This window comes from Bacillus sp. FSL K6-6540 (assembly GCF_038007545.1).
In genome coordinates this window covers 1,254,263-1,278,694 of record NZ_JBBOXH010000002.1, presented here as the reverse complement: position 1 = coordinate 1,278,694, position 24,432 = coordinate 1,254,263, and the positions used below count along the sequence as shown (strand labels likewise).

Here is a 24,432-nt window from a genome sequence, read left to right as displayed (position 1 = left end):
AGACCTAATCATCTTTAAACTGGTGTTTGATCGGATTGTTCCGCAATCCCGTCCTTCTGATATACGTCTCGGCCTTCACATCGATGGGCAGTTCGGGCAAATATTCTTTGTCCCATGTGTTCTTCATTTTCTCCCACTGCTCCGGATACTTTCTATATATCGTGTCACCAAAACCGACAAAATCTATCTTATTCTTCTTGATCATTTTCACAGTATGGCTGATTTCCTTTTCAAGCTCTTTGTTGAGCGCTTTTTCAATAGCGGCCAGCACCTTCGGATTAGACAATTGGAAAGGGTATTTGACAGCATCTATAATTCCTTCAACCGTCACTTTCACATGGATGTGCGGACGTCCGTTCCGCATATCAGGTACCAGCTTTGTATCTTGATGGGTTACCTGCAAGCTGACCGCATCTTTCGTCTTGCCCCAATCAGCATTAATAAACGTATGCTGGACCTTATTCATAAGCCAGACTGCCCCCACGCTTTCATCATCTTCAATCCAATACTTTAAATACCCAGCCTTATCAAAAACCGCCAAGCCGTCTGCCTGAAGAATGGCTTTCGGGTCAGTTGCCTGCGTGTTTTCCATGCTGACTCCTTTTTTATCATCGCCAATCATCAAATAACCCGGAATAATCGGTGCCCTTGTGTCGCTGGCAAGTGTTTTCAAAACGTCCTGAATATTGGTTTTGACCACCCGACCGTATTGCGCCTCCGTGAAATCGAGGGTTTTATTGACTTTATTTGACGGAATTTTATCAATAGGCGTTAGGATTTTCACGATGTTTTCTGCTTTTGTTTTATGGGCAACGACGAAGGTCGCCGTTGTCCTGAATTCCGTGTCCCGGTCAAGATTGTCTAATACAAAATCCAGCCCTTCCTCTTTCGCCAGCTTTTCGCTGATTACGACTAGGTTGGTATGGGCAAAATAAAGCCGCCGCGATACCTTCATGGAGGCTTTTCTGAGTGCTTCCGTCAAATTGTCGCCTTCAATTGAATAGACAGATACAGGCGGCCTGTCCCCAGCACCGCCTCCCTGAAGCCCGCCGGCGACATTTCCAGGATTGATAATTTGAAGATGCAGCACGTAGTTGCCTTCGTTTGTCCGATCGATGCCAATCGCCGAGATAATCGCAAGATCTGTCAGTTCACGCTTATCCCAGCAGCCGGGCAGCACAATGACGCTCAAAAGCATAAGAACGGCTAATAGACATTTACGTACCATTCTGATCCCCTTCTTCCAAGTCTTTGTTCACCATTCCTCGTGAAGCGGCCGGCTCTGGGCGTTGATCCTTCCCCTGCCGCACCTTATCTTCCTTACTGATCGATTCCGGCCTTTTTTCATCAGCCCACCACGGAATCCGGAAAAGCGCGTCCTTTACACCTTGTGAAGAAAAGGGTGCAAGCGGCGACATATATGGAACGCCGAATGAACGAAGACTGCATAAGTGGACAAACATCATAATGATCCCTAAAATCAGCCCGTAAAAACCCATAACAGCTGAGGCAATAATAAAAATAAACCGAATAAGCCGGGCTGAAATCGCCATTGCAAACGCCGGTGTTGCGAAACTCGCAATCGCGGTGAGTGCCACGATAATGACCATTGCCGGAGAGACGATACCAGCCTGTACGGCAGCCTGGCCGATTACGAGCGCGCCTACGATTGACACTGCCGAGCCGACAACCCGGGGCAGCCTGACTCCCGCTTCCCTCAGAATCTCAAAAGCAACCTCCATCGTCAGCGCCTCCACAACAGCTGGAAACGGGACAATCTCCCGCTGGGCCGCAATGACCACTAACAGCTGAGTCGGTATCATTTCTTGATGAAACGTCGTGGCTGCCACGTATACAGCTGGTGCCACAAGCGAAATGAAAAAGACTAGAACACGAAGAATCCGTATGCTTGTCGCAATGTCAAAACGCGAATAATAATCCTCAACAGACTGAAAAAATTGGACAAATAAGGCCGGGGCAATAAGCACAAACGGTGTTCCGTCCACAATAATCGCGAATCTTCCTTCTAACAGATTTCCCGCTACAACATCAGGGCGTTCTGTATGATACATAGTCGGAAACGTCGTAAAGGTTTCATCTTCAATCAGCTGCTCAATATATCCAGATTCCAAAATACTGTCAATATCTATTTTTTCCAGGCGCTGCTTCACTTCCTTCAGCACCTTTTCATCACATATTCCTTGAATGTACATGAGGGCGATATCCGTATTCGTAACAGAACCTTTTTTCATTTTTTCAACCCATAAATTCTGATTTTTAATGTATCGCCGGATCATGGAAATATTGGTTTGCAGAGACTCTGTAAACCCTTGGCGCGGGCCGCGGAATGACACCTGGGTGCTCGGCTCTTGGATGGAGCGCTGCTCTCCCCCTTGAGTGCTGCAAATCAAAGCTTCATCATAGCCATCAGCAAAAATGAGCGCATTGCCAAGCATTAACTCGGAAAAAAGCTTGTCCCAGCTCTTTTCCGCTTTCACCCCGCCCAGCGGGAGCGTTTTTTCAAGAATTTGCTGGATCGCATGAGTATTCTGGATAGACTCATCCTGTACCAATGGGTCAATTAACGACTCATGGATCGTGTTATTATCGACCAGCCCAGCAATATAGATAACAGCTAGGTGGACATGATCCTGCTCCCCGATTTTAATCTCGCGAATGATGACGTCAGAGCTGCTTCCGACTTCCTTTTTCGTTTCCGCTATATTCTTTGCCAAACTTGGAGAAATGAGAACCGGCCTTTCTTTTTCTTGCTTCTGTTCCTGATTCTTTTCTTCTGTATTGCGCTTGTCTTTCGAACTTGTATTGTTCTTTCGCTTAGAAAATAAAGGCATACACAAATACCTTTCCTTGTCGTTTTCTCATATTCTTCCTTTTAAAATTGAGATTATGCATTAGGTTTAGATGCGGTATAACTTCTCCGCCAACGATAGACACTAAAAGCGGAGGATGATGAAGCATGAAGATATTGGGCGTGACAGGAGTTATATTAATTTGTTTATTAGCTATTTCTGTATTGATGGACATGCTTCAAGGGTTCAGTTTAACAAAAGCCATTTATAACAATATGTCCAGCTTTAAGATGACAACATTTGCGGAATGGGTCGTGCTTTTATTTTTTGTGTTAGTACTTGTGAGAGAAATGTACGTGATCTATAAATCGAAAAAAAAGAACCCCTAGAGGGGGCGCTTTTTTCAGACGATAATATTGCCGTCTATTGCATCACTGCTGTGTTTGTTGATAGTCCCTTTAAAAATGCGGTTGCCGATGATTTTGGAATTGGTTGACGTGTTTGTTTGAATAGCTGTCGCAGTGCCCGCGGAGAGGTTATTGATGGTGTTTCCTGAGATGATAGAGCCTGCAGAGCCATTGAGATAAATCACAATCGGATTCCCAGCTGTTCTGTTGACTGAAATGGTATTATCAAAAATCTCATGCACACCGGCGCTGATATAGATGGTGACCAAAAGCGGAGATCTCTCTAAGTGGTTGCCGATAATTGAGGTTTTTGCACTTGTGGAGCAGTAAATGGGGTAATTTTTAAACTCTTTAAATGTATTGTTTTTGATGATAGCGCCGGCATTGTTTGTAACGGAAACAGAATATGATTCCGGCACTGCTTCAAACGCGCCAGGATTCAGTGTATTCCCTTCAATCACCGCGTTCCCTTGAGCAATCCAAATGCCTCGGCTGAATTTTCTCAGGAGATTATCTTTAATGATCATGTTTCCGCCCGAAACGCTCACACCGTCAACGACTTGAATGAGACAGTTATTCAGAAAAGCGGTGTCATCTGAAAGCACTGCACGAAGACCGATGCTGCGCCTTGTTTCAGACAGTCCGTTTTGAATTTGGTTTCCGTCTACCTTTACGTCGGAGGACTGATAAACCAATATCCCTGTATTTTCAAAGTTGCTGATTTTGTTGTTCGTCACAAGAACGCTCTTTCCCCTGACATCAATTCCTGTTGAAAATCCGGTAATGAGGTTGCCAGCGATCACTGCATCACTGGTCTCTTTTCCTTGTGATACACCGAGTCCGGTTATCCCGACTCTTGGCGCAGCCGCCGCGTCTTCAGGGCGCCTCAGTATATTTCCCTTGATCACTGTTTGCGTCCCATATCCGTAGCTGATTGTATTGTCTGAGTGATTTCCTTCTATTAAAATGCCATACCCGTTAAAATTGGTCACAGAACTTGAAACGTTTCCAACAAAGTGGTTATTGCGAATTGATACATTAATCGGTTCCTCATAATCAACATCACCTTCGCCATATCCTTCAATGTCAATTCCGAATTTCGGCGCTGTTCCATTCCCCGTTCCGGCATCTTCAATCAAGCATTCCTCCACCGTGACCATGTCACATCCGGTAATGGAAATGTTATTTCTCCTCGACCGCCGAACCTCACAGCGGCGGATGATAATTTGCTCTGACGTTCGATAATCTTGATTGGTCTTTAATCCCCTTGGGCTGACTATGATCCCATCGCCGGTAAAATCGGAAATTTTCACATCATCAATGACAACATTCGAGCATCCTTCAATACATATGCCAAAGCCCCATTCATGGGTTGACCTTATCCCTGCCGAGGCATACGTATGCTCATCCCGTTCGCCGATAATTTGTCCCCCGGAAATGGTTATATTCTCTTGCTTGCCTACATAAAATGCGGAATAACCCCACGAACTATTCGGTATCACTTTCATGATACATTCGGGGTCCATCATAATCTCAAGGTTGCCGGGAACAATGATCCCCGCGTTTCGAAACTTCTGATTAAGATCTCCGCCAAGCGTTGCGTCTATTAAATATGTTCCCTTTGGAAACCAGACAGTATGATAGCCTTTCGAAACAGCTGTACTGAGGCACTGATTAATCCGTTCTGTCGAATCCGTTTTACCATCTCCAGGAACACCGAAATCCGCTGCATTTAATATGAATTCAGCCAATTGCGAGCCTCCTTCTCTATGATTACTATCATGTTACTCACAAAGGCCCGATCTGCTTGTACATTTCTCTAAAATTTTATTAAAAAAATATAAAGGAATAGTTGTGTAAGAAAATCTCACGATAAAGAGTATAAAAATTAGGAGAAAATCACTATTTTTAGGTATTTATAATTTTTCCATTATGGAACTATTTGAAATGAGTATAAATTATATTGACACAAGTATTATATAAGAATATGATTTTTATAATACACTTTTTTTAGAAAGGGTTTGGCTGACATGGCTTCGATTGATAACGAAAGTATCATTAAAAGCGTCCCGCAAAAAGGGTTCTTTGGTCACCCGCGAGGACTATTTACACTATTTTTCACCGAATTTTGGGAGCGTTTCTCTTACTATGGAATGAGAGCAATCTTACTTTACTATTTGTATACAGAGACGGTAAACGGAGGGCTCGGCTTTGACAAGGGCACTGCGGTTGCCATTATGTCGATTTACGGATCACTCGTATACATGTCCACCATTATTGGCGGATGGCTCGCTGACCGGGTATTCGGTACCGCAAACACCGTGTTTTACGGCGGCATATTCATTATGTTCGGCCACATTGCACTCGCCTATCCGGGCAGCGCGATCGCATTCTATATCAGCATGGTGCTTATTATTGTCGGAACAGGCTTATTAAAACCAAACGTTTCAAGCGTGGTTGGGGATCTTTACACGAAAGAAGACCCGCGCCGCGACTCAGGTTTCAGTATTTTCTACATGGGGATTAACCTCGGTGGTTTACTTGCGCCGTTAATTGTCGGAACACTCGGACAGAAGTACAACTATCATCTCGGCTTCGGAGCTGCCGCGGTCGGAATGCTTCTCGGACTTATCGTTTTTGCTTTGACAAGAAAGAAAAACCTCGGGCTTGCAGGTTCCAATGTGCCGAATCCGCTGTCTAAAAAATCTGCGATTGGCACCGGAATCGGTGTTATCATCGTGGCGATCGCAGTGATGATCTCTGTACAAACAGGCGTGCTGACGATCAATCGTTTTATCGACCTTGTAAGTATTCTCGGTATTTTGATTCCTGTCATTTATTTCATCATCATGTTTACAAGCAAAAAAGCGGACAGCACAGAAAAATCCCGTCTTGCCGCTTACATTCCTTTGTTTATCGGTGCTGTCATGTTCTGGGCCATTCAGGAACAGGGAGCGACCATTCTTGCGGTATACGCTGATGAACGAATAAGACTTTCATTGGGCGGATTCGAACTTCAGTCATCATGGTTCCAATCATTAAATCCATTGTTTGTCGTCATTTTTGCACCAATATTCGCATGGCTCTGGATGAAGCTTGGCAAACGCCAGCCGTCTACACCAGTTAAATTCTCAATCGGAATTATTTTGGCCGGATTGTCATTTATCATTATGGTATTCCCTGCTATGCAAGGAAAAGAAGCACTCGTAAGCCCGCTTTGGCTCGTTCTCAGCTTCCTGCTTGTCGTGCTTGGAGAGCTGTGCCTGTCTCCAGTCGGTTTATCCGTGACAACGAAACTGGCACCAGCTGCCTTCTCTGCACAGACAATGAGTATGTGGTTTCTGACGAACGCAGCAGCCCAAGCGATCAATGCCCAAGTAGCCGGATTGTTTGATAAAATTCCTGAAACAATGTACTTCGGCACCATCGGTTTGATTTCTATCGTTCTTGGCGGCATTCTCCTGCTGCTCTCGCCGATGATCAAACGCGCGATGAAAGGGGTCTTATAATCAGAAACAGCCCGCAGATGTTGATCTGCGGGCTGTTTTTTATTGATCAAGCCATTTCCTGAAGCTTTGATCAAAGGCTTCCGGTTCTTCCAGCATCGGCTGATGGCCGCTCTTTTCAAAAATAACCTTATCAACATGGGGATATAAACAGTCAACTGCATCCCATAGCGCAACGGGCGCAACCAAATAATCATATCTCCCTAATCCAATATACACCGGCATACGAACATCAGCTAACCGCTGAATAAGATCAATCCGGGCAAATGTATTGCCCCATAATTCATCAATGATCGGCATATTCGTGAATACGCCATCCCATAAGGCAGCTGCATGCGGCCGCTCTTGATAAAAGCTTTTCGCTTCAGCGCGAATACACATGTGCACAAAGCGCCTTTCAGGATCTTTGTCGATGTCCTGCTGCAAATTCGCGATGTCTTTTTCAAAGCGTTTCTTTCTCTCAAGGCTGGCTGTTTCCATGAAAAATGATTCGCTTTTTCGCTGTCTTTCTTCACTGTTATCAGGCGCAGTATTGAAGAGCGCCACCTTCCGAACTTGTTTGGGATATGTCCTGGCATACTCTAAAGCCATAAAAGCGTGCCCGGAATGTCCCAGGATAGTAACATCCTCAAGCTGAAGAAATGTTCTCATCCTTTCGATATCAGCCAAGACGGCATCAAGCCTCGAATCCTCCGCACGAAGCCCTCGCTTAGGCTTAGCAAATCCCCTATGGTCGATAAAGACCCATTGATATTTCTGTTTGATATCTGGGGAAAAAAGGCGCGGATAGTAAACCGCACTCCCGATCACAAGGATGGGTGCGCCCTCGCCCTCAATTCGATAAGCTAAATCAAAGCCGTCCGAGTGACAGATCCCCGCACGTTCCATTTCTCACGCCCCCTTTGTTTTCATTATATAAAAAAAGCCTGACGCATGGCGTCAGGCTATCGATATTACCGCTTTAAATCTTCCAGGGTCTTTTCCCATCTGCTCAGCACCTCTTCAGCGCTGTGAAGCTGTATACGGACACCTGAAGTCAAATCAGCGTATTTCGCAACGTCCTCCTTCACTGAAACGATGCGGCAGGAAAAACGGTCTCTTTCATATTCGGCATCTTTCAAAGGCGGTAAAGGCGCGCATTCAAGCTTTACATAATAGGCCGCTCCCTTCCACCACGCCGTGAACTGTGCTTTTCCTGTGCGAAGGATGTTGGCCGAAGTCATTGTGTTTTTCCACAGAGCGATTCGGATATCAGTTCGGCTCAGCGCGATGATTTCACCTGCACTGATCATAGCGGCATGCGGCCAGCCATCCTCTGATACTGTTTGCAGAACGAAGGCCTCATGCTGCTTCTCATTCAGGCAGCTCCCGTCAAGCAGCTCAAAGAGACGGTCTGACATACAGTTCACGCGGATCAAGCCTTTCGTTCCGGCACCGCCGGAACTTCAATTGCTGTTTCTGTTTCCTTTGGATCAATTTTAAACGCTGGATTGTATTTTTCGGGATTTGTAATGCTTTCCGGTTCACAGGATCTCCATGTAAAAAAGCATGTTTGGCACTGATAAACTTCCCATGCGCCTTCTACAGGCGATTTGCTCATGACTTCTCCCTTTTTTGAGTCGCATCGAGGACATGTATGCATTTCGAACATCCTTTCCTTATTTATTCATTAAGTCCATTAGTTTTTGTTCCCATTCTTTCGTTGTTAGCGGAGAATCAAGCGGCTGTGAATAATGGCCTCTTGTTTCCGGCGCAACCGGTGTAGTGGCGTCGAGAATCATTTTGTGAGTGATTCCTGATGGATTGGATCCCGGATCAAGCGGCAGGACAGATAAGTCCGGAATGATGACCGCATCGTGTTTCGGATGCATTTTGGTCGAAAGCGCCCACATGACCTGCGGAAGGTTGAATGGATCGACATCCTCATCAACGACAATGACCATTTTGCAGTAGCCGAGTCCGTGCGGCGTTGTGAGTGCGCGCATGCCGACCGCTTTCGCAAATCCGCCATAGCGGGTTTTTGTGGAAACAATCGCGATTAAACCGTGTGTGTACATGGCGTTCACTGCCACAATTTCGTTCGGATACGCTTCTTTTAACTGCTGATAAAGCGGCACGCATGTGTTAATGCCGATCATGTAATCGCATTCTGTCCAAGGCATGCCTAAGTATAAATGTTCAAAGATCGGATTGTTTCTGTGATAGACGCGTTTAATTTTGATAATCGGCATGCTGCGTCCGCCGGAATAATGGCCTGTGAATTCACCAAACGGCCCTTCATATTCGCGCTCTCCGGCAATAATCTCACCTTCAAGCACCACTTCAGCACCCCACGGAACATCAAGATCAGACAGCTTTGATTTGACGATGCGATATGGTTCGCCTTGAATAGCGCCTGCCATTTCGTATTCTGATTGATCATAGAGAAGCGGAGTCGATGCCGCCGTTGTAATGACCGGCTCACAGCCGAGCGCAATGGTGACCGGAAGATTGATGCCGCGTTCTTCAGCTTGGCGCAGATGGATTGCAATATCGTGCTGCGGGACAGGCTGAATGCCAAGGCGGTCTTTTCCTTTGACTTGCATTCTGTAAATGCCAACATTTTGTTTGCCGAAGTTGTCAGGGTCCTCAAGATCACGGGAAATAACACACGCTTTGTCTAGATAGTAGCCTCCGTCTCCTTGGTTTATTCTGAAAAGAGGCAGTATATCGAACAAATTGATATCTTCTGTGATTTCATTTTCATGAAATGGCGCTGTTTCCTCACGTTTGACAGGCATCGGAAATTGGTCATAACGCTTTGCGAATTCAAAAAACTGTTCTTTTACCGGTGTGTCTTTCGGCATGCCCAGCATCATTGCATGGTTTGGCCAAGAGCCGATAACATTCATCGCAATTCGCGCGTTATGATAGCCGTAAATGTTGTTAAATAAGAGCGCGGGACTTTTATCGCCAAGATTGCTGGCTGCCCGTGCGGCGGCCCCTAAATCCGGTTCCGGCTTTACCTCTTCATTCACTGTAAGCAGCTGTCCTTCTTTTTCAAGGGCAGCGAGAAATTCTCTGAAATCTTGATAAGCCATGATCAAGCTCCTCCTTTTTGTTTTTCAATCCCATTCCAGCGCTTCGCTTCAGGAAGCCGAATGCCGAATTGGTCCAACGTTCTGAATACAATATGGTCAACCATTTCCTCTAAGCTGCTCGGCTGATTATAAAATGCCGGCATCGGAGGAAGAATGATGGTGCCCATTTTCGTAAGCGCTAGCATATTTTCGAGATGTATTTGGTTCAAAGGCGTCTCTCTCGTTAAGAGGACGAGTTTTTTTCTCTCCTTGAGCATGACATCCGCCGCACGTGTCAGCAGATTATCCGCCATTCCGGTGCGAATGCTTGCGAGAGATTTCATGCTGCACGGCGCAACAATCATTCCATCGGTATCAAACGACCCGCTTGAAATGGCTGCCGCCTGATCCTTATGTGAGTAAGTGTATGTGGCCAGTTGTTCTACTTCTTGTAAGGTATAGCCTGTTTCGTGTTTGATCGTGACGTTTGCCCAAGGAGACACAACGAGATGGGTTTCCACTCCGGCGGCCTTCAGCCACTGCAGCAGCCTGACCCCGAAAATGGCCCCTGTTGCCCCTGTCATTCCGACAACGAGTTTCACTTTGCCCCCTCCTTTACGCTTGAATTCTGCTTTCATTTCAATCATACTCCTGATATATCCATATGAAAAATATCTATTAAATCTATATTTAATACCTAAAAGGTATGATAAGGAGGCGCTTTCTTTTGGATATTCGCCAGCTTCGATACTTCATTACCATTGCCCAAGAACAGAAAATCACGTCCGCAGCCAAAAAGCTTCACATGGCGCAGCCGCCTTTAAGCAGGCAGCTCAAACAGCTGGAGGACGAACTTGGTGTTGTCCTGTTTGACCGTAACAAGAAAAAACAAATGACTCTTACATATGAAGGAGCTGTTTTTCTAAAAAGAGCAAAAGAGATTCTGCATAGGTTTGAAGATGCAGTCATTGAGGTACAGGAGCTGAAGGAGGAAGTAGCCGGCACACTTGCCGTGGGATCAACGATTTATTGCGCGGCTCTGATGCTTGAAAAAGTAACACAGATCAAAGAGAGATACCCCCATCTCACCTTTAATATTTGGGAAAATGAACCCGCGACACTGTTGGAACTGCTGGAAAGCCGGCAAATCGATGCGGCGGTCACGACAACACTGATCAAAAGTGACACAGTACAATTCAAGCAGCTTGATGACATTCCATGTGTGCTCGTGCTTTCAGATGAAGCCGGATATCCGTGCGGAGACACCATTAAGATGGAGGACATTCCTTCATTTCCGCTGATCCTGCTGCGGCCTGTCAACGGAAAAGGCGTCTATAATCAGGTCATGAATGAATTTCATCGTTTGAACCTGGAGCCGCGCATTGTTTGTGAATGCCACGACTCTGCAACTTTGCTCAGCCTCGTGTCATCCGGATTCGGCGCGTCTATTTTGCCCGTCACAATGATTCCCGTTCATATGAGAAATCACGTTCACACCGTCCATATCGAAAATAATCCCTTCATTATGACACCGGCTGTCATGTGGAGAACGGACAGTTATTTGCCTAAACCGGCACAGCAATTTTTGGATTTATTTTAAAAGATTTTGCCTTATGAAAACCAATTACTTGACTCATACTAAAAAAAAGTTATCCTTTAGATTTGTAAGCTATTTTTTTATTTCAATAAAATCAACCAGAAAAGTGGGGAATAAGATGAAAAAAGCATTATTGGCTTTATTCATGGTCGTAAGTATTGCAGCTCTTGCAGCTTGCGGAGCAGGAAATGACAATCAGTCAAAAGATAATGCCAAAGATGGCGATCTTTGGGCTTCAATTAAGAAAAAAGGTGTGCTCACAGTCGGAACGGAAGGAACATATGAGCCGTTCACTTACCACGACAAAGACACTGATAAACTGACTGGCTATGATGTCGAAGTTATCACAGAAGTCGCAAAACGCCTCGGGCTTAAAGTCGACTTTAAGGAAACACAGTGGGACAGTATGTTTGCCGGCCTGAATTCCAAACGGTTTGACGTTGTTGCCAACCAAGTCGGAAAAACAGATCGTGAAGACAAATATGATTTCTCAGATAAATACACAACATCAAGAGCCGTTGTCGTAACGAAAAAAGACAACAACGATATTAAGTCTGAAGCAGATGTAAAAGGAAAAACGTCAGCTCAATCACTGACAAGCAACTACAACAAATTAGCTACAAATGCCGGCGCTAAAGTAGAAGGCGTTGAAGGTATGGCGCAGGCCCTTCAAATGATCCAGCAAGGCCGCGTCGATATGACATACAACGATAAGCTTGCCGTATTGAACTACTTAAAAACATCTGGCAATAAAAACGTGAAAATCGCGTTTGAAACAGGTGATCCTCAGTCAACATATTTCACGTTCCGTAAAGGAAGCGGCGAGGTTGTTGATCAAGTCAACAAAGCATTAAAAGAAATGAAAGAGGACGGGACTCTTTCTAAAATTTCTAAAAAATGGTTCGGCGAAGATGTTTCTAAATAATCTGCCGGCATTGACGCTTGGCACGGCGATCCCGTGGGATCTGGTGCAGCAGTCATTCTGGCCGATACTTTCAGGGGGAATCTACTATACGATTCCCCTTACGATTCTTTCCTTTATATTCGGAATGATCCTGGCGCTGATTACGGCGCTTGCCAGAATGTCGAAAGTGAGACCTTTGAGATGGGTGTTCAGCGTATACGTATCCGCAATACGCGGCACTCCTCTTCTCGTTCAATTGTTCATCATTTTCTATCTGTTCCCGGCCTTTAACGTCACATTAGATCCATTTCCAAGCGCAGTTATCGCCTTTTCTTTAAACGTCGGCGCCTATGCATCTGAAATCATTCGGGCATCTATTTTATCCGTGCCGAAAGGGCAATGGGAAGCCGGCTACACAATTGGCATGACACATCAAAAAACGCTGTTCCGCGTCATTTTGCCGCAGGCGTTTCGTGTGTCGATCCCGCCATTATCCAATACCTTTATCAGCCTGATTAAAGATACATCCCTCGCCTCTCAAATTCTGGTCGCTGAGCTGTTCAGAAAAGCCCAGGAAATCGGCGCGCGGAATCTTGATCAAATTTTAGTGATCTATATTGAAGCAGCCTTTATTTATTGGATTATCTGCTTCCTGCTTTCACTCGTCCAGCATGTCATCGAACGGCGTCTTGACCGCTACGTGGCCAAATAAGGAGGTTCCGAGTATGCTTACCGTTAAAGGATTAAACAAATCATTCGGTGAAAATGAAATTTTAAAAAAGATAGATATGAAGATTGAAAAAGGAAAAGTCATCGCCATACTTGGGCCTTCAGGTTCAGGGAAAACGACGCTGCTTCGCTGCCTGAACGCTCTGGAGATCCCGAATCGCGGAGAGCTTGCATTTGATGATTTCTCCATCGATTTCTCTAAAAAGGTGAAACAGGCGGATATCCTAAAGCTTCGCCGAAAATCCGGAATGGTGTTTCAGGCGTATCACCTGTTCCCGCACCGCACAGCCCTCGAAAACGTGATGGAGGGCCCTATTCAGGTGCAAAAACGGAACAAAGAGGAAGTCAGAAAAGAAGCGATTCAGCTTCTTGATAAAGTCGGATTGAAGGACAAAATGGATTTATATCCGTTCCAGCTTTCCGGCGGCCAGCAGCAGCGCGTCGGCATCGCCCGCGCACTGGCGATTCAGCCTGAGCTCATGCTGTTTGACGAACCGACCTCAGCGCTTGATCCCGAGCTTGTCGGAGAGGTGCTGAAGGTTATCAAGGACTTGGCCAATGAAGGCTGGACCATGGTCGTCGTGACCCACGAAATCAAGTTCGCGCAGGAAGTTGCGGATGAAGTCATCTTCATCGACGGCGGCGTTATCGTGGAGCAAGGACCGCCGGAGCAAATTTTCTCTGCACCAAAAGAAGAACGGACACAGCGGTTCTTGAACCGGATTTTGAACCCGCTGTAATAAGAAAAACAGGGCGCCAGCGCCCTGTTTCAGATTATTGACAAAATCCTAAAACGATTTTCGTTTTAGGATTTTGTGATTTTCAGCGTGATTGAAAACCTTTGAAGTCTAGGAAGGGCGAGCATTGGAGCACAGCGAATGTTAAATTCGTGAGCACCGAAGCACAGGCCTGACAACGAATGCAAGGGTTTGCCAACACGCTGAAACAGGGCGCCTGCGGCGGCCCTGTTTTTTTGTTGAGCCCCTTTCGCCTATTCCGCCCTTCTGTCAGATGTGCTACAATGACAATCGACTGATTTTTACGAAAGAAGGGACCTCACGTGAAGCAAGAACTTGTTCTGCGCTGGACATTTTATTTTGCCGGTTTGATCATTTTGGCTTTTGGTGTATCCCTGACGATAGAAGGAAAAGCACTCGGCATTAGTCCGTGGGATGCATTTCATTACAGCCTGTTTCAGCACTTCGGGCTTACCGTCGGCCAGTGGTCCATCATTATTGGAGCGCTCATCGTCGGATTCACGTCATTGTTTACGAGAGCTTGGCCGAAAATTGGTGCCCTCCTGAATATGGTGCTCATTGGTGTATTTATAGATTTTTTCAATTTCATTCTGCCTGCCCCCTCGACCTACACAGGCTCGATCATCGTCTTCTCTCTAGGCGTGGTGCTGATCGGTTACGGCGTCGGTGTTTATGTATCAGCAGGCCTTGGCGCGGGGCCGCGTGATTCACTGATGATGCTGATTACAGAAAAAACCGGCTGGAATGTGCAATGGGTGCGGAACGGCATGGAAATAACCATTTTGTTTGCGGCATGGGGCATGGGCGGGCCGATCGGTTTTGGCACCATTTTGACCGCCATCCTCACCGGACTTATTTTGCGCTTTTCATTGCCCCAGTCAATCCAGTTGCTGAATTATGCTGTGGCAAGGCGGACCGCCGCTGTGAAAGCATCTCCGCCTGTACACTAAAACAAAGCCGCCTTGGCTTTGTTTTTTTATTTTCTCCTCTATATGAGTCTTGTGGAAGTATGATAGGATGGTTTTGACAATCTTTTGCAGACGGAGGATCTAGAATGAAGATTTACGGAATTTATATGGACCGCCCGCTTTCACAGGAAGAAAATGAACGGTTCATGTCTTTCATATCACCTGAAAAACGGGAGAAATGCCGGAGATTTTATCATAAAGAAGATGCTCACCGCACCCTGCTGGGAGATGTGCTCGTTCGCTCAGTCATAAGCAGGCAGTATCAGTTGGACAAATCCGATATCCGCTTTAGCACACAGGAATACGGGAAGCCGTGCATCCCTGATCTTCCCGACGCTCATTTCAACATTTCTCACTCCGGCCGCTGGGTCATTGGTGCGTTTGATTCACAGCCGATCGGCATAGATATCGAAAAAACGAAACCGATCAGCCTTGAGATCGCCAAGCGCTTCTTTTCAAAAACAGAGTACAGCGACCTTTTAGCAAAAGACAAGGACGAGCAGACAGACTATTTTTATCATCTATGGTCAATGAAAGAAAGCTTTATCAAACAGGAAGGCAAAGGCTTATCGCTTCCGCTTGATTCCTTTTCAGTGCGCCTGCACCAGGACGGACAAGTATCCATTGAGCTTCCGGACAGCCATTCCCCATGCTATATCAAAACGTATGAGGTCGATCCCGGCTACAAAATGGCTGTATGCGCCGCACACCCTGATTTCCCTGAGGATATCACAATGGTCTCGTACGAAGAGCTTTTATAAATGGCTCATCAACAGCTTGACACCGCGCTCAATATCTTCCGTTTTCACATTGGAAATATTGATTTTTAATAGATTTTCTTTCGGATAATCTGATAAATAATGACGGTCTATCGCCTCAAGGAGAACCCCTTGTTTTTTCAGTCTATGAATCACTCTTGAGGCGGGCAGATCCTGAGGAAGCACCAGATGGGTGTGCATACAGGGTGCCTGCCCGCTGGAGAACGTAAAGCGTCCGCTTCCCAGCTGCCTGTGAGTTCGAATGGCTTGATGTAGCCTCAGCGACCGCTCTTTATAAGAATCTCTGATTTTCTCCTTATGCCTGCCGTACATACCGCTTTTCAGGTAAATCTCCAATGCTGCTTGAGAAATCATTGAACAGTCGATGTCGTTCAGTTTTTTGTACGCATAGAACGTGTCAGTCAGCGCTTCGGGCAAAACAGCCGCCCCCACGCGGAGGCCGGGGAACATCATTTTCGAGAAGCTTTTCAAATAGATGACATGTGAGGACAGATCATATGCGTACAGCGGATCTGCCTTTTTATTTTCCTCCAGATCACCGAGGTAATCATCCTCAACGAGATAGACATCATACGCTTCTGCCAGTCTCACAAGCTCCTGTTTATCACGCTCTGACAATGAGCAGCCAAGCGGGTTATGGAAGCGCGGCATCGTATAAAAAAATTTAATCGATTCTGTTTGAAATAACCGCTCAACCTCGGCTATATCAAGCCCTTCTTCCGTTCGTTTCACTCCGATGGCGGGAATCCCGACCGTCTCAAGCTGTTCGACCATCAAATGGTAGCCCGGCTGTTCAATGGCGATCTTCTCTTTCCCATTTGGGAACGGCATGGCACAAAGCAAGGATAACGCCTGCTGGACACCTGATGTAATAAAAATATGCCGTTCATCCGCAAATACCTGTTGAGTGGCCAAGAGCTTTCGGAGTACGCGGATGAGTGATGGAAGCCCCTTTGGCGTCCCATAAATAAACAAATCGTTTTTGTATGTATCAATCGCTTTGTTGATACAGTGCTGAAAATCAAGATACGGAAACACATCTGGATCCGGCGCAGATGTGGCAAAGTCGATGGGGCCAGGTTGCCCGCTTTTTGATTTCCCTGTCTTTTTCACAATATAATAGCCGCTTTTCGGAACAGAATAGATAAGGTGGCGCTTTTCCAGCTCCTGCAGCGCGCGGATCACTGTGCTTTTGCTGACTTGGTAGCGGGCGGACAGCTGACGGATAGATGGAAGCCTGTCTCCTTCTTGATAGGCGGTGCTTTGCATCATCTCCTCTATCCTCGTTACTAGACTCATATATTTCTCCATGCCTTCTCCCCCTGTTTTGTACCGGTACAGTTCATTGTTTTTCTCATTGTACCGTTCTGACCGCGGCCATACAATAAAGGGAGCGACCGGCGCTGCAATTCAGGTAAAGGAGCCCTTCCCATTATGGTTAAACATCAGCAAGCCCCCGCTTATATAGCGGCTATTTTATATTCGTTCATTATCGGTTTATCCTTTCTATTCGTAAAAATCGCACTGCAAACAGCAGAGCCGTTTGATATTTTGGCGCATCGGTTCACCATTGCGTTTGCTGCGGCCACTGTACCGATCTTATTCGGCTGGGTAAAGCTATCAATCCGCGTAAAGGACGTCATTGCCATTTTGCCGCTCGCCCTGCTGTATCCCGCGTTATTTTTCAGCTTTCAGGCATTCGGCCTTGTGTACTCGTCCTCCTCTGAAGCGGGAATTATTCAGGCAGCCATTCCGATTTTCACGATGGTCTTTGCCGCTTATGTTTTAAAGGAACGCCCAACGTGGACGCAAAAGGGGTTCACGGTTTTATCCGTTGCCGGCGTCATGTTTATTTTTGTGATGAAAGGCGTTGACGTGGAATCAGCCAGCTTAAAAGGGTCTTTGCTGATCCTTTTGTCCGCTTTGTCTTCAGCGATGTACAATACTGCTGCCAGAAAAATGACGCAGCGGTTCAAGCTGACAGAGCTCACCTACATCATGTCAGCCATCGGCTTTGTCGTCTTCAACGCCATCGCCCTTGTGCGTCACGGAGCGGCGGGAACAGTCGGCACTTATTTTCTGCCGTTCCGGGAGCCCGGCTTCGTTCTCGCCATTGTGTATTTGGGCGTGCTGTCTTCACTTGTCACTTCGTTTCTGTCTAACTATACGCTGTCGCGAATTGAGGCGTTTAAAATGAGCGCTTTTAATCATGTATCTACCATTGTGACGATGATTGCAGGAGTTGTGATTCTCAACGAAAGCCTGGCCTGGTATCATCTTGCCGGGGCTGTTTGTATTATGATTGGCGTGGTGGGGAGCAATATCAATCTGGAGAAAAAAACAAAGCGCCCTGGTATGCCTGCAAAAAAATGGGAAATTATGTTAGACTGAAAGGAAAAACATGGTTAGAGGTGTAGGTTTACCGTATGATTCAATATGCTAGTGAAAGTATCAATCTTCCAGGAGAAATCGCTTTTAAGGATGTAAGAGAAATCTTTTTTTATCAAATCGCAAAAATATCATGCTTTTACTTTCTGTTGTTTTGCGCCATATTTGCTGCAGTTAACTTCATTAATGGATGGCCCCGTATCGTTTATGGCAGTGACGCGCTTAACTTGTTTATGAACAGTATGTTGATTATCGTGATGTCAGTTCTGTTTACACTGCTGCTCCTCCTTCTTCTATATGTGAAGTTTTCCAGAGCATACAAGAAGAACGAACGGATGAAATCTAAAAGAACATATACTCTGAACCAAGAAGGAATTCGTATATGTTCTAAAAAATATGACCTCATTTTCAATTGGGATGAAATCACAGCTGTTTTCGAATATAAAAATATCTTCAGGGTCAATACATCAAGTGGCCAATATATTGCGATCCCAAAACGTTTTTTTCATTCCAAAGAGGAAATGAACAGATTCAAGGAGATTATCCTTAAAAATACCGGAACAAAAAAACTCAAATTTAAAAAGGATCAGCATTGACAGTGCTGATCCTTTTATATTGAATGGTGGGTTTCTTTTGCCTTCTGTTTATCTAAAAACGGCACCAGCTCTATTACAGCCGATAAACCCACAAACACGATGCACACAGCGACAATCAGCAAATAACCATGAGTCATGTCAAAAAACAAACCGCCCGCATACACGCTGAGAGCTCCGGCAACCTGATGGATAAAGAAATTGATGCCTAACAGCGATCCGATCAATCCTGTTTGATAGCTTTCCGAAATTGACGCCGCGGTCAGCGGGATCACGCCTGTGTAACTGAGCCCGAATAACAGGATAAACCCGAAGTACCAAAGGTCACTGTGATGAATTCCGAGAATGGGAATGAGCAGGCAAATGAGGCTGAGCAGCCGAATGAAAAATAAGATGGATAGCATGACGCTTCTGCTGCCGAGGAGATCTGACAGCCAGCCCGCCAATAATCCGCCAATGATGATAAATGCCCCGAACGCGGCCATCATTCCGTTGACATGAGAGACATGCGCATCCTTCAGTATCGGGACGAGGTGAGCATCAATAATTCCCATTGTAAATCCGCAAGTAAACACGCCGAAGTACAGGATATGAATGAGGCGGGATTGCTTCATCACGTTCCAAAACCCCCGCCAATCATAAGATTTTTTCACAGACTCCGCTTGCGCATGCGGCGGGTGCTTCATCCCAAAGACGAGGAGCGGCAGCAGAACAGCCGCCATGACGATTCCCAAAATGGTATAGGTGCTCTGCCAGCCGGCATGATACGGAGCCGCAGCCCAAATGGGTGAGAGAAGCAGCAGGCCCGCAGAGTTGGCATTGGTCAAAATAGCAAGCGCCAGACCTTTGTGTGTGTCAAACCAACGGCTGATGAAATACTGGGTCGTCACGCCGACCGCGCAGGAATACCCGATTCCGCCAAGCACACCGTAAATGGCGGAAAACACATGAACATTCGGTGAATAAGGAAGCACCAAAAAGCTTGCGCTGATGCAGACAGCTCCAAGCGCCATAATTTTTCTGACACTGAAACGGTCGATAAAAAAACCGACAAAAAACTGGACGATGCCGGTTGTGATCATAAAAATGCTGACAGAAACCGAAATCAGCGACCTGTCGGCATGGAAGGCATCTGCCATTGGCAGCATAAAAAATTGAAAGGAATTTCTGAATGAGTTCATTCCGATGGCGAAAACAAACGTAAACAGCAATACAAACCATTTCATCCTGGGAGACGTGCGCATGTTTCGACCTGCCTTTGTTTGAGTATTTCGACTATTATACCATGCAAAAATTGGCATTCAACACAAAAAAAAGCGGAACAGCCGAAGCTGTCCGCTTTTGATCACGGTTGAATGATCGGATGCTGATTCAAGATCGCAAAAATCCGTTCTGCGACTTCTTCCGTTTGTGACAGCAGGAACATGTGCCCGCCGTCAAATTGATGGAATGTGATGTCTTTTGCCCACTTCTTCCACCCTTCCGCATCTCGTATGCACTTTTTATCATCAAGCCCGTTAAAGACATGAACAGGCGACTGGATCTGGGCCAGATCGTAAAGCTCAAATTGTTCAAGAGCCCGGTAATCTGATCGGAAAGAAGGCAGGAAAAAGGACATGACCTCCTTATTTTCAACAAGCTCTGCGGGCATTCCGCCTAATTGGATAATATGATCGAGAAACTGATCATCAGGCAGGTGGGACACTTTCTTCCGCTGAATATGAGGCGGCTGGATTGCAGAAATGATAACCGCCTGCGGAAAGATGCCTTCACGCTCAAGCTTTTGCGCCAGCCTGAAGGTGATCATTCCGCCCATACTGTGTCCGAACAGCACAAACGGCCGATCAGGGCGAAGGTTCAGTTCTTGCTTGTACAAATCCGTCAGCTCTTCGAGATCCTCAATAGCTGACGTTTGATTCGTGCCGTGTCCCGGCGGCTCGGCAGCGAGCATCTCGCACTCCCCCTGCAAAAAAGCATGGAGAGGGCGAAACGACGCCGAGTAGCCGCCGGCAAACGGAAAACAGATGAGCTGCGTTTTTTCCGACGCATCAAATGATTTGAAGAGTTGGCTCATTGGCTGTCTCCTCCTTTCATCACTTCATTTATGAAACCGTTACGGTTTGTGTATTAAGAAATTCGAGCAAAATCTCCGCATTCCTATCTAGCGTTTCGCCCTGCAGCATTTCTGCGTGTGTTCCGAAGCCTCTTTTCATACGGTAAGCACCTGTTGTAGCTTCTTCCCATGATGCAAGCCATTCCGGCATGTCAAAATCAGCGCCGGAAGTCAACAGATCAATATCTGCTTTCACCTGGCCTGTGCTGATCAGGTTGACGTAGTATGAGTAAAAGGCATGTGTTTTTTGCTTGAGGCCTTGTTTGACGGCTTCGCTGTTGAGCGCTTCATTGTCCCGATTGACATTCATCAACGCTTCGACATCACTTTCAACCGTGCGTCCGTCCAGATCACTGACACCTTGTTTTTTATAGGAATCGACCATGATGATCCGCTGAACAATACGGCCTTGTTCCTCAAGCTTTTTCGCAGCTTCAAACGCCAGGCTGCATCCCGCTGAATATCCAAACAATGTTAAAGGCCCTTCCGGCTGCAGCTTCTGGATCAAATCCGCATAGCGGTCAAGCCGGTCTTCCTCCTCAATAAAATCAAAGGCGCACAGCTTGTATGACGGCAAGCGGCTGGACAGATTTTGGTACATAAGGCCATAGCCCAAGACCGGCGGGAATGCGAAAATGATCTGCTCCTGATCCTGATTCATTATCGTTACATCCTGCAAGCCATCAGGACCCCCGTTTTTCAAATACGCTGAAATGCCGGCGATCGTCGGCGCTTCAAACAAAAGCTTTACTGGAAGATCAATCCCGAGCTCTTTCTTGATGCGGGACGCGGCGGTCATGGCCTTCAAGGAATGCCCTCCGAGCGCAAAGAAATCGTCATGAATGCCAATTTGCTTTCTGCCGAGAACCTCAGACCATATTTGTGCGATTGTTTCTTCCATCTCGTTCCGCGGTCCAATCCATTCTTCCGCCAGCTGATCCTGATCAGGTTTTGGGAGCAGCCGTTTATTGACTTTCCCGTTCGTCGTTAAAGGAAGCTCATCCAAGAAGGTAAAGGTTTGCGGCACCATGTAAGCAGGAAGCTGTTTTTTCAGGTGCGCCTTCACGTCCTCAGCTGAAAGCTGTGTCCGGTTCACGAGGTAGGCATTGATTGATGCATCGCCAGACTCATGGCGGTCCGCCACAACGACCGCATCTTTCACACCTGGGTATTCCTGCAGCTGCTTTTCGATTTCTTCAAGCTCAATCCGGTGTCCGCGTATTTTGACCTGGTCGTCAATACGGCCGGCGTATTCAATCGTTCCATCCGGCAGCCAGCGCGCTAAATCCCCTGTGCGGTAAAGCGTCTCTCCCGGCTTGAACGGGTTCTTGATAAACTTTTCCTTCGTGAGGTCAGCACGATTTACATACCCTTTTGACACGCCCATTCCGCTGATGCACAGTTCACCGATCGCCCCGAATGGCTGGAGCTGGCTTTGCTCATTCAGAATATAAACACTGGCATTGCTGATCGGCTTTCCAATCGGCAATGAGGAGATGGAATCCGGTATATCATGCACGACGTGAGCAGTCGCAAACACTGTTCCCTCAGTCGGCCCGTAGCAGTTAATCAGCTTGCCCGGCCCCATGACCCGCAGCGCTTTTCTGACATGAGGCACTGAGGCGCGCTCTCCGCCGAATAATATACAGCGTAGTCCCTTCATCCAATCCTCTCCCGCATCTGTGAGAAGATTAAATAGTGCGGTTGTCGCAAACATGACATTGACATTCTCTTGCAGGATCAGATCTGTGAGCCGTTCTGTATCAAGCAGCGTATGTTCATCTGCGATAATGAGCCGTGCCGCATTCAGCATAGAAGCATAGAAATCAAAGGTAAATGCGTCAAAGGCGTAATTCGAAACAGACAAGAACGTATCCTGATCAGAAAATGCCATGTAGTCTACATGCTTGACCAATCCTTGAATATTGGCATGAGTGGTGATATTGCCCTTTGGCTTTCCGGTTGTGCCGGAAGTGTACATGATATATGCCGGATCATTAGGATCAATCGCGGTTGCAGGATCGCTTGCCTGTTCTTCAAACCGTGTTTGATCATCAATGAAGAGCGTTGTGCCTGTATACGGCAGCTCAGCCGCTTGTTCTTTCATCTCCTGATGCGTCAGAAGACAGGCTGCCGCACTGTCAGCCAGCATATACGAGATTCGGTCCTCTGGCAGCTTCGGATCAACCGGCAGATAGGCTGCTCCCGCCTTTAATACACCGAGAATGCCGATCACCAATTCAAGTGAGCGCTTCGTGTACAGCGCTACAACAGAGCCTTTGCCCGCACCGTGTTTTTGCAGCCGGCGTGCAAGGCGGTTCGCTTCCTCATCTAATTCGCGATAAGACAGGGTCTGGCCGGAATACGTAAGCGCAGGTGCATCCGGATTGACGTTCACTGCTTCCTTGAACCAATCCGTCAGAGGCTTTGTTTCATGAGCTTGAGCCGGCGGGTTTAAGCCGGTTAGCAAAAATTCTCTCTCCCTGTCGTCAACGAGGTTGATCGTGCTGACAGGCTGATCCGGATTCTGGATGAGCTGCTGAATTGCTGTGAGAAGCTGAGATTTCAAGCGCAAGATAAACGCCTCATCAAACACATTCTCGTTATAAGCAAGCTTAATCAGCATCTCATCTCCAGGGGAAGCCATCAGGTTGAGATCATAATTCGACTTCTCAAAAACATGAACATCCACCATATCAAAGCCGTTTTCACTGCTTTCTTCATTTTTCGCATCCTGAAGCGGATAGTTCTCAAAAACAATGATGTGGTCAATCAGTTTCGGCTGATCGGCCTGGCTTTGGATGTCATAAAGCGGCACATATTGATGCGGCTCAGACTGCAGCGATTGCTCCTGCAGCTGCTTGAGCAAGCCGTTAAATGTGATACCCTCAGACAGCTTCACACGTCTCGGGACAACGTTGATAAACAGCCCGACCATATGTTCAACGCCTTTGATTTCCGCGGGACGCCCTGAAACAACTGTACCGAAGGCCAAATCGCCAGACTGCTGATAGCGGCTGATCAATACGCTCCAGACTGCCTGCAGCGCCGTACTTAAAGTGGTATGCTGCGATTTTGCAAGCTCGGTAAAGGCTTTTGTTTCCGCCTCCGGCAGTGAAAAGAGCAGCTCTTTCGGCTCATAGCCGTCCTTTTGTTTCTTTCTTTGCTCCGCAAACGTCGTTTGTCCTTCAAAGTCCTCTAAATACTCGCGCCAGTAACGCAGTGATGCTTGTTTATCCTGCTTTTCAAGCCACTTGATGTAGTCTTTATACGGTTTGACGGGCGGCAGGCTGTACGGCTTTTGTTCGCGCAGAGCATTGTATACCTTAAATAGATCCTGTACGACGATGCCGAAGCACCATCCGTCCAAAATAATGTGGTGGTAGCTCCACACCCATTCAAAGCTTTCTTCAGCTTTCTTGAAAATGGCTGCCCGCATCGGAATATCCCGCGTCAAATCAAAACCCCTGATCTTATCCTGTTCTTTGTACTCATTGATTTTGGCTGTTTGCTCGCTGCCCGTTAAGTGTGTCAGATCGATTTCTTCTATATGGAACTGCCGTTTTTTCAATACGACTTGGACAGGTCTTTTTACTTTTTCGTGAATGAACACGGTACGAAATACATCGTACCGGTCCATGATCACATTCATGCTTTCTTCAAGACATTTGATATTCAAGCTGCCTTTTACTTTCATCGTGATTTGTTCAAGGTAAAAGCTTTGGCCGGGATTCAGGATGGCATGAAAAAGCATCCCTTCCTGCATCGGCGATAGGTAATACATATCTTGAACCTGATCCTTGCTAAATTGACTCATATGT

General features: G+C 46.5%; 22 protein-coding genes. 10 read left to right on the top strand and 12 right to left on the bottom strand.

The genetic code is table 11. The features are described from left to right. Positions 1-4: 4 nt before the first annotated feature. Entirely contained in the window at positions 5-1,228 is a 1,224-nt protein-coding gene (gerKC, locus tag MHH82_RS38880) for a spore germination protein GerKC (protein ID WP_021481760.1), read from the bottom strand. Then, a complete protein-coding gene (gene gerKA, locus MHH82_RS38875; protein ID WP_072175512.1) occupies positions 1,218-2,852 on the bottom strand; it encodes a spore germination protein GerKA in 1,635 nt (544 codons plus the stop codon). The genes gerKC and gerKA overlap by 11 nt, the downstream gene beginning before the upstream one ends. 125 nt (positions 2,853-2,977) lie before the next feature. Between gerKA and MHH82_RS38870 the strand changes: the two genes are divergently transcribed. Continuing rightward, complete coding sequence (locus tag MHH82_RS38870) at positions 2,978-3,199, top strand: hypothetical protein (protein WP_014475793.1); 222 nt, start codon at positions 2,978-2,980, stop codon at positions 3,197-3,199. Positions 3,200-3,213: 14 nt separating this feature from the next. On the opposite strand, the gene MHH82_RS38865 is transcribed toward MHH82_RS38870, so the two are convergent. Next, a complete protein-coding gene (locus MHH82_RS38865; RefSeq protein ID WP_032726540.1) occupies positions 3,214-4,968 on the bottom strand; it encodes a right-handed parallel beta-helix repeat-containing protein in 1,755 nt (584 codons plus the stop codon). A 279-nt stretch (positions 4,969-5,247) separates the two neighbouring features. On the opposite strand from MHH82_RS38865, the gene MHH82_RS38860 reads away from it, so the two are divergent. After that, a complete protein-coding gene (locus MHH82_RS38860; protein WP_032722910.1) occupies positions 5,248-6,726 on the top strand; it encodes a peptide MFS transporter in 1,479 nt (492 codons plus the stop codon). Positions 6,727-6,765: 39 nt separating this feature from the next. On the opposite strand, the gene MHH82_RS38855 is transcribed toward MHH82_RS38860, so the two are convergent. The 5 genes from MHH82_RS38855 to MHH82_RS38835 form a co-directional block, all read right to left on the bottom strand. Next, positions 6,766-7,611, bottom strand: a complete 846-nt coding sequence (locus tag MHH82_RS38855; protein ID WP_072175511.1) for an alpha/beta fold hydrolase — start codon at positions 7,609-7,611, stop codon at positions 6,766-6,768. 65 nt (positions 7,612-7,676) lie between these two features. Next, positions 7,677-8,141, bottom strand: a complete 465-nt coding sequence (locus MHH82_RS38850) for a pyridoxamine 5'-phosphate oxidase family protein (RefSeq protein WP_021481766.1) — start codon at positions 8,139-8,141, stop codon at positions 7,677-7,679. Then, on the bottom strand, positions 8,138-8,365 hold the full coding sequence (bsdD, locus tag MHH82_RS38845; protein ID WP_010886405.1) for a phenolic acid decarboxylase subunit BsdD: 228 nt from the start codon (positions 8,363-8,365) through the stop codon (positions 8,138-8,140). Before bsdD ends, MHH82_RS38850 begins: the two co-directional genes overlap by 4 nt. Before the next feature lie 16 nt (positions 8,366-8,381). Continuing rightward, positions 8,382-9,803: a phenolic acid decarboxylase BsdC gene (gene bsdC / locus MHH82_RS38840; protein ID WP_003234529.1), complete on the bottom strand. Its 1,422-nt coding sequence runs from the start codon at positions 9,801-9,803 to the stop codon at positions 8,382-8,384. A gap of 2 nt (positions 9,804-9,805) precedes the next feature. Continuing rightward, entirely contained in the window at positions 9,806-10,420 is a 615-nt protein-coding gene (locus MHH82_RS38835; protein ID WP_014478815.1) for a non-oxidative hydroxyarylic acid decarboxylases subunit B, read from the bottom strand. 89 nt (positions 10,421-10,509) lie between these two features. Here MHH82_RS38835 and bsdA point away from each other — a divergent pair, with 89 nt between their 5' ends. The 6 genes from bsdA (at position 10,510) to MHH82_RS38805 (ending at position 15,499) form a co-directional block, all read left to right on the top strand. Beyond that, a complete protein-coding gene (gene bsdA, locus MHH82_RS38830; protein WP_003234533.1) occupies positions 10,510-11,382 on the top strand; it encodes a transcriptional regulator BsdA in 873 nt (290 codons plus the stop codon). A 115-nt stretch (positions 11,383-11,497) separates the two neighbouring features. Continuing rightward, the gene (tcyA, locus tag MHH82_RS38825) at positions 11,498-12,304 is read left to right on the top strand and encodes a cystine ABC transporter substrate-binding lipoprotein TcyA (protein WP_015382752.1); all 807 of its coding nucleotides are present in this window, start codon (positions 11,498-11,500) and stop codon (positions 12,302-12,304) included. After that, positions 12,291-12,995, top strand: a complete 705-nt coding sequence (gene tcyB, locus MHH82_RS38820) for a cystine ABC transporter permease TcyB (RefSeq protein ID WP_003234541.1) — start codon at positions 12,291-12,293, stop codon at positions 12,993-12,995. The genes tcyA and tcyB overlap by 14 nt, the downstream gene beginning before the upstream one ends. A 13-nt stretch (positions 12,996-13,008) precedes the next feature. Beyond that, a complete protein-coding gene (gene tcyC, locus MHH82_RS38815; protein WP_003234543.1) occupies positions 13,009-13,752 on the top strand; it encodes a cystine ABC transporter ATP-binding protein TcyC in 744 nt (247 codons plus the stop codon). Positions 13,753-14,072: 320 nt separating this feature from the next. Next, positions 14,073-14,720, top strand: coding sequence for a YczE/YyaS/YitT family protein (locus MHH82_RS38810; protein ID WP_014475783.1), 648 nt, complete (start codon positions 14,073-14,075; stop codon positions 14,718-14,720). A gap of 104 nt (positions 14,721-14,824) precedes the next feature. Then, a complete protein-coding gene (locus tag MHH82_RS38805; RefSeq protein ID WP_032726545.1) occupies positions 14,825-15,499 on the top strand; it encodes a 4'-phosphopantetheinyl transferase in 675 nt (224 codons plus the stop codon). Here the strand turns inward: MHH82_RS38805 and MHH82_RS38800 are convergent. Beyond that, positions 15,494-16,828, bottom strand: coding sequence for an aminotransferase-like domain-containing protein (locus MHH82_RS38800; protein WP_161621343.1), 1,335 nt, complete (start codon positions 16,826-16,828; stop codon positions 15,494-15,496). The genes MHH82_RS38805 and MHH82_RS38800 overlap by 6 nt on opposite strands. 123 nt (positions 16,829-16,951) lie before the next feature. On the opposite strand from MHH82_RS38800, the gene MHH82_RS38795 reads away from it, so the two are divergent. After that, on the top strand, positions 16,952-17,908 hold the full coding sequence (locus MHH82_RS38795; RefSeq protein ID WP_340796607.1) for a DMT family transporter: 957 nt from the start codon (positions 16,952-16,954) through the stop codon (positions 17,906-17,908). A gap of 35 nt (positions 17,909-17,943) precedes the next feature. Next, positions 17,944-18,501 carry a YcxB family protein gene (locus MHH82_RS38790; RefSeq protein WP_032726548.1) on the top strand — a complete coding sequence of 186 codons (558 nt, stop codon included), beginning with the start codon at positions 17,944-17,946 and terminating at the stop codon, positions 18,499-18,501. Between the two features lie 14 nt (positions 18,502-18,515). Here the strand turns inward: MHH82_RS38790 and MHH82_RS38785 are convergent, their stop codons facing one another. From MHH82_RS38785 to srfAC, 3 genes are all read right to left on the bottom strand, one after another. Then, positions 18,516-19,742, bottom strand: a complete 1,227-nt coding sequence (locus MHH82_RS38785; RefSeq protein ID WP_021481772.1) for an MFS transporter — start codon at positions 19,740-19,742, stop codon at positions 18,516-18,518. Positions 19,743-19,843: 101 nt separating this feature from the next. Further along, positions 19,844-20,572: a surfactin biosynthesis thioesterase SrfAD gene (srfAD, locus tag MHH82_RS38780; RefSeq protein ID WP_003234568.1), complete on the bottom strand. Its 729-nt coding sequence runs from the start codon at positions 20,570-20,572 to the stop codon at positions 19,844-19,846. A gap of 28 nt (positions 20,573-20,600) precedes the next feature. Continuing rightward, positions 20,601-24,428, bottom strand: a complete 3,828-nt coding sequence (gene srfAC / locus MHH82_RS38775) for a surfactin non-ribosomal peptide synthetase SrfAC (RefSeq protein WP_340796603.1) — start codon at positions 24,426-24,428, stop codon at positions 20,601-20,603. Between the last annotated feature and the right edge of the window lie 4 nt (positions 24,429-24,432).

What these genes read in the sequence shown, in the direction of transcription:
- MHH82_RS38870 (WP_014475793.1), top strand. Translation starts at nt 2,978, where the DNA reads ATGAAGATATTGGGCGTGACAGGAGTTATATTAATTTGTTTATTAGCT.
- bsdC (WP_003234529.1), bottom strand. Translation starts at nt 9,803, where the DNA reads ATGGCTTATCAAGATTTCAGAGAATTTCTCGCTGCCCTTGAAAAAGAA.
- bsdD (WP_010886405.1), bottom strand. Translation starts at nt 8,365, where the DNA reads ATGCATACATGTCCTCGATGCGACTCAAAAAAGGGAGAAGTCATGAGC.
- tcyA (WP_015382752.1), top strand. Translation starts at nt 11,498, where the DNA reads ATGAAAAAAGCATTATTGGCTTTATTCATGGTCGTAAGTATTGCAGCT.
- MHH82_RS38795 (WP_340796607.1), top strand. Translation starts at nt 16,952, where the DNA reads ATGGTTAAACATCAGCAAGCCCCCGCTTATATAGCGGCTATTTTATAT.
- MHH82_RS38835 (WP_014478815.1), bottom strand. Translation starts at nt 10,420, where the DNA reads ATGAAAGCAGAATTCAAGCGTAAAGGAGGGGGCAAAGTGAAACTCGTT.
- MHH82_RS38860 (WP_032722910.1), top strand. Translation starts at nt 5,248, where the DNA reads ATGGCTTCGATTGATAACGAAAGTATCATTAAAAGCGTCCCGCAAAAA.
- gerKA (WP_072175512.1), bottom strand. Translation starts at nt 2,852, where the DNA reads ATGCCTTTATTTTCTAAGCGAAAGAACAATACAAGTTCGAAAGACAAG.
- tcyC (WP_003234543.1), top strand. Translation starts at nt 13,009, where the DNA reads ATGCTTACCGTTAAAGGATTAAACAAATCATTCGGTGAAAATGAAATT.
- MHH82_RS38805 (WP_032726545.1), top strand. Translation starts at nt 14,825, where the DNA reads ATGAAGATTTACGGAATTTATATGGACCGCCCGCTTTCACAGGAAGAA.
- srfAC (WP_340796603.1), bottom strand. Translation starts at nt 24,428, where the DNA reads ATGAGTCAATTTAGCAAGGATCAGGTTCAAGATATGTATTACCTATCG.
- MHH82_RS38800 (WP_161621343.1), bottom strand. Translation starts at nt 16,828, where the DNA reads ATGGAGAAATATATGAGTCTAGTAACGAGGATAGAGGAGATGATGCAA.
- MHH82_RS38785 (WP_021481772.1), bottom strand. Translation starts at nt 19,742, where the DNA reads ATGCGCACGTCTCCCAGGATGAAATGGTTTGTATTGCTGTTTACGTTT.
- gerKC (WP_021481760.1), bottom strand. Translation starts at nt 1,228, where the DNA reads ATGGTACGTAAATGTCTATTAGCCGTTCTTATGCTTTTGAGCGTCATT.
- srfAD (WP_003234568.1), bottom strand. Translation starts at nt 20,572, where the DNA reads ATGAGCCAACTCTTCAAATCATTTGATGCGTCGGAAAAAACGCAGCTC.
- MHH82_RS38855 (WP_072175511.1), bottom strand. Translation starts at nt 7,611, where the DNA reads ATGGAACGTGCGGGGATCTGTCACTCGGACGGCTTTGATTTAGCTTAT.
- tcyB (WP_003234541.1), top strand. Translation starts at nt 12,291, where the DNA reads ATGTTTCTAAATAATCTGCCGGCATTGACGCTTGGCACGGCGATCCCG.
- MHH82_RS38790 (WP_032726548.1), top strand. Translation starts at nt 17,944, where the DNA reads ATGATTCAATATGCTAGTGAAAGTATCAATCTTCCAGGAGAAATCGCT.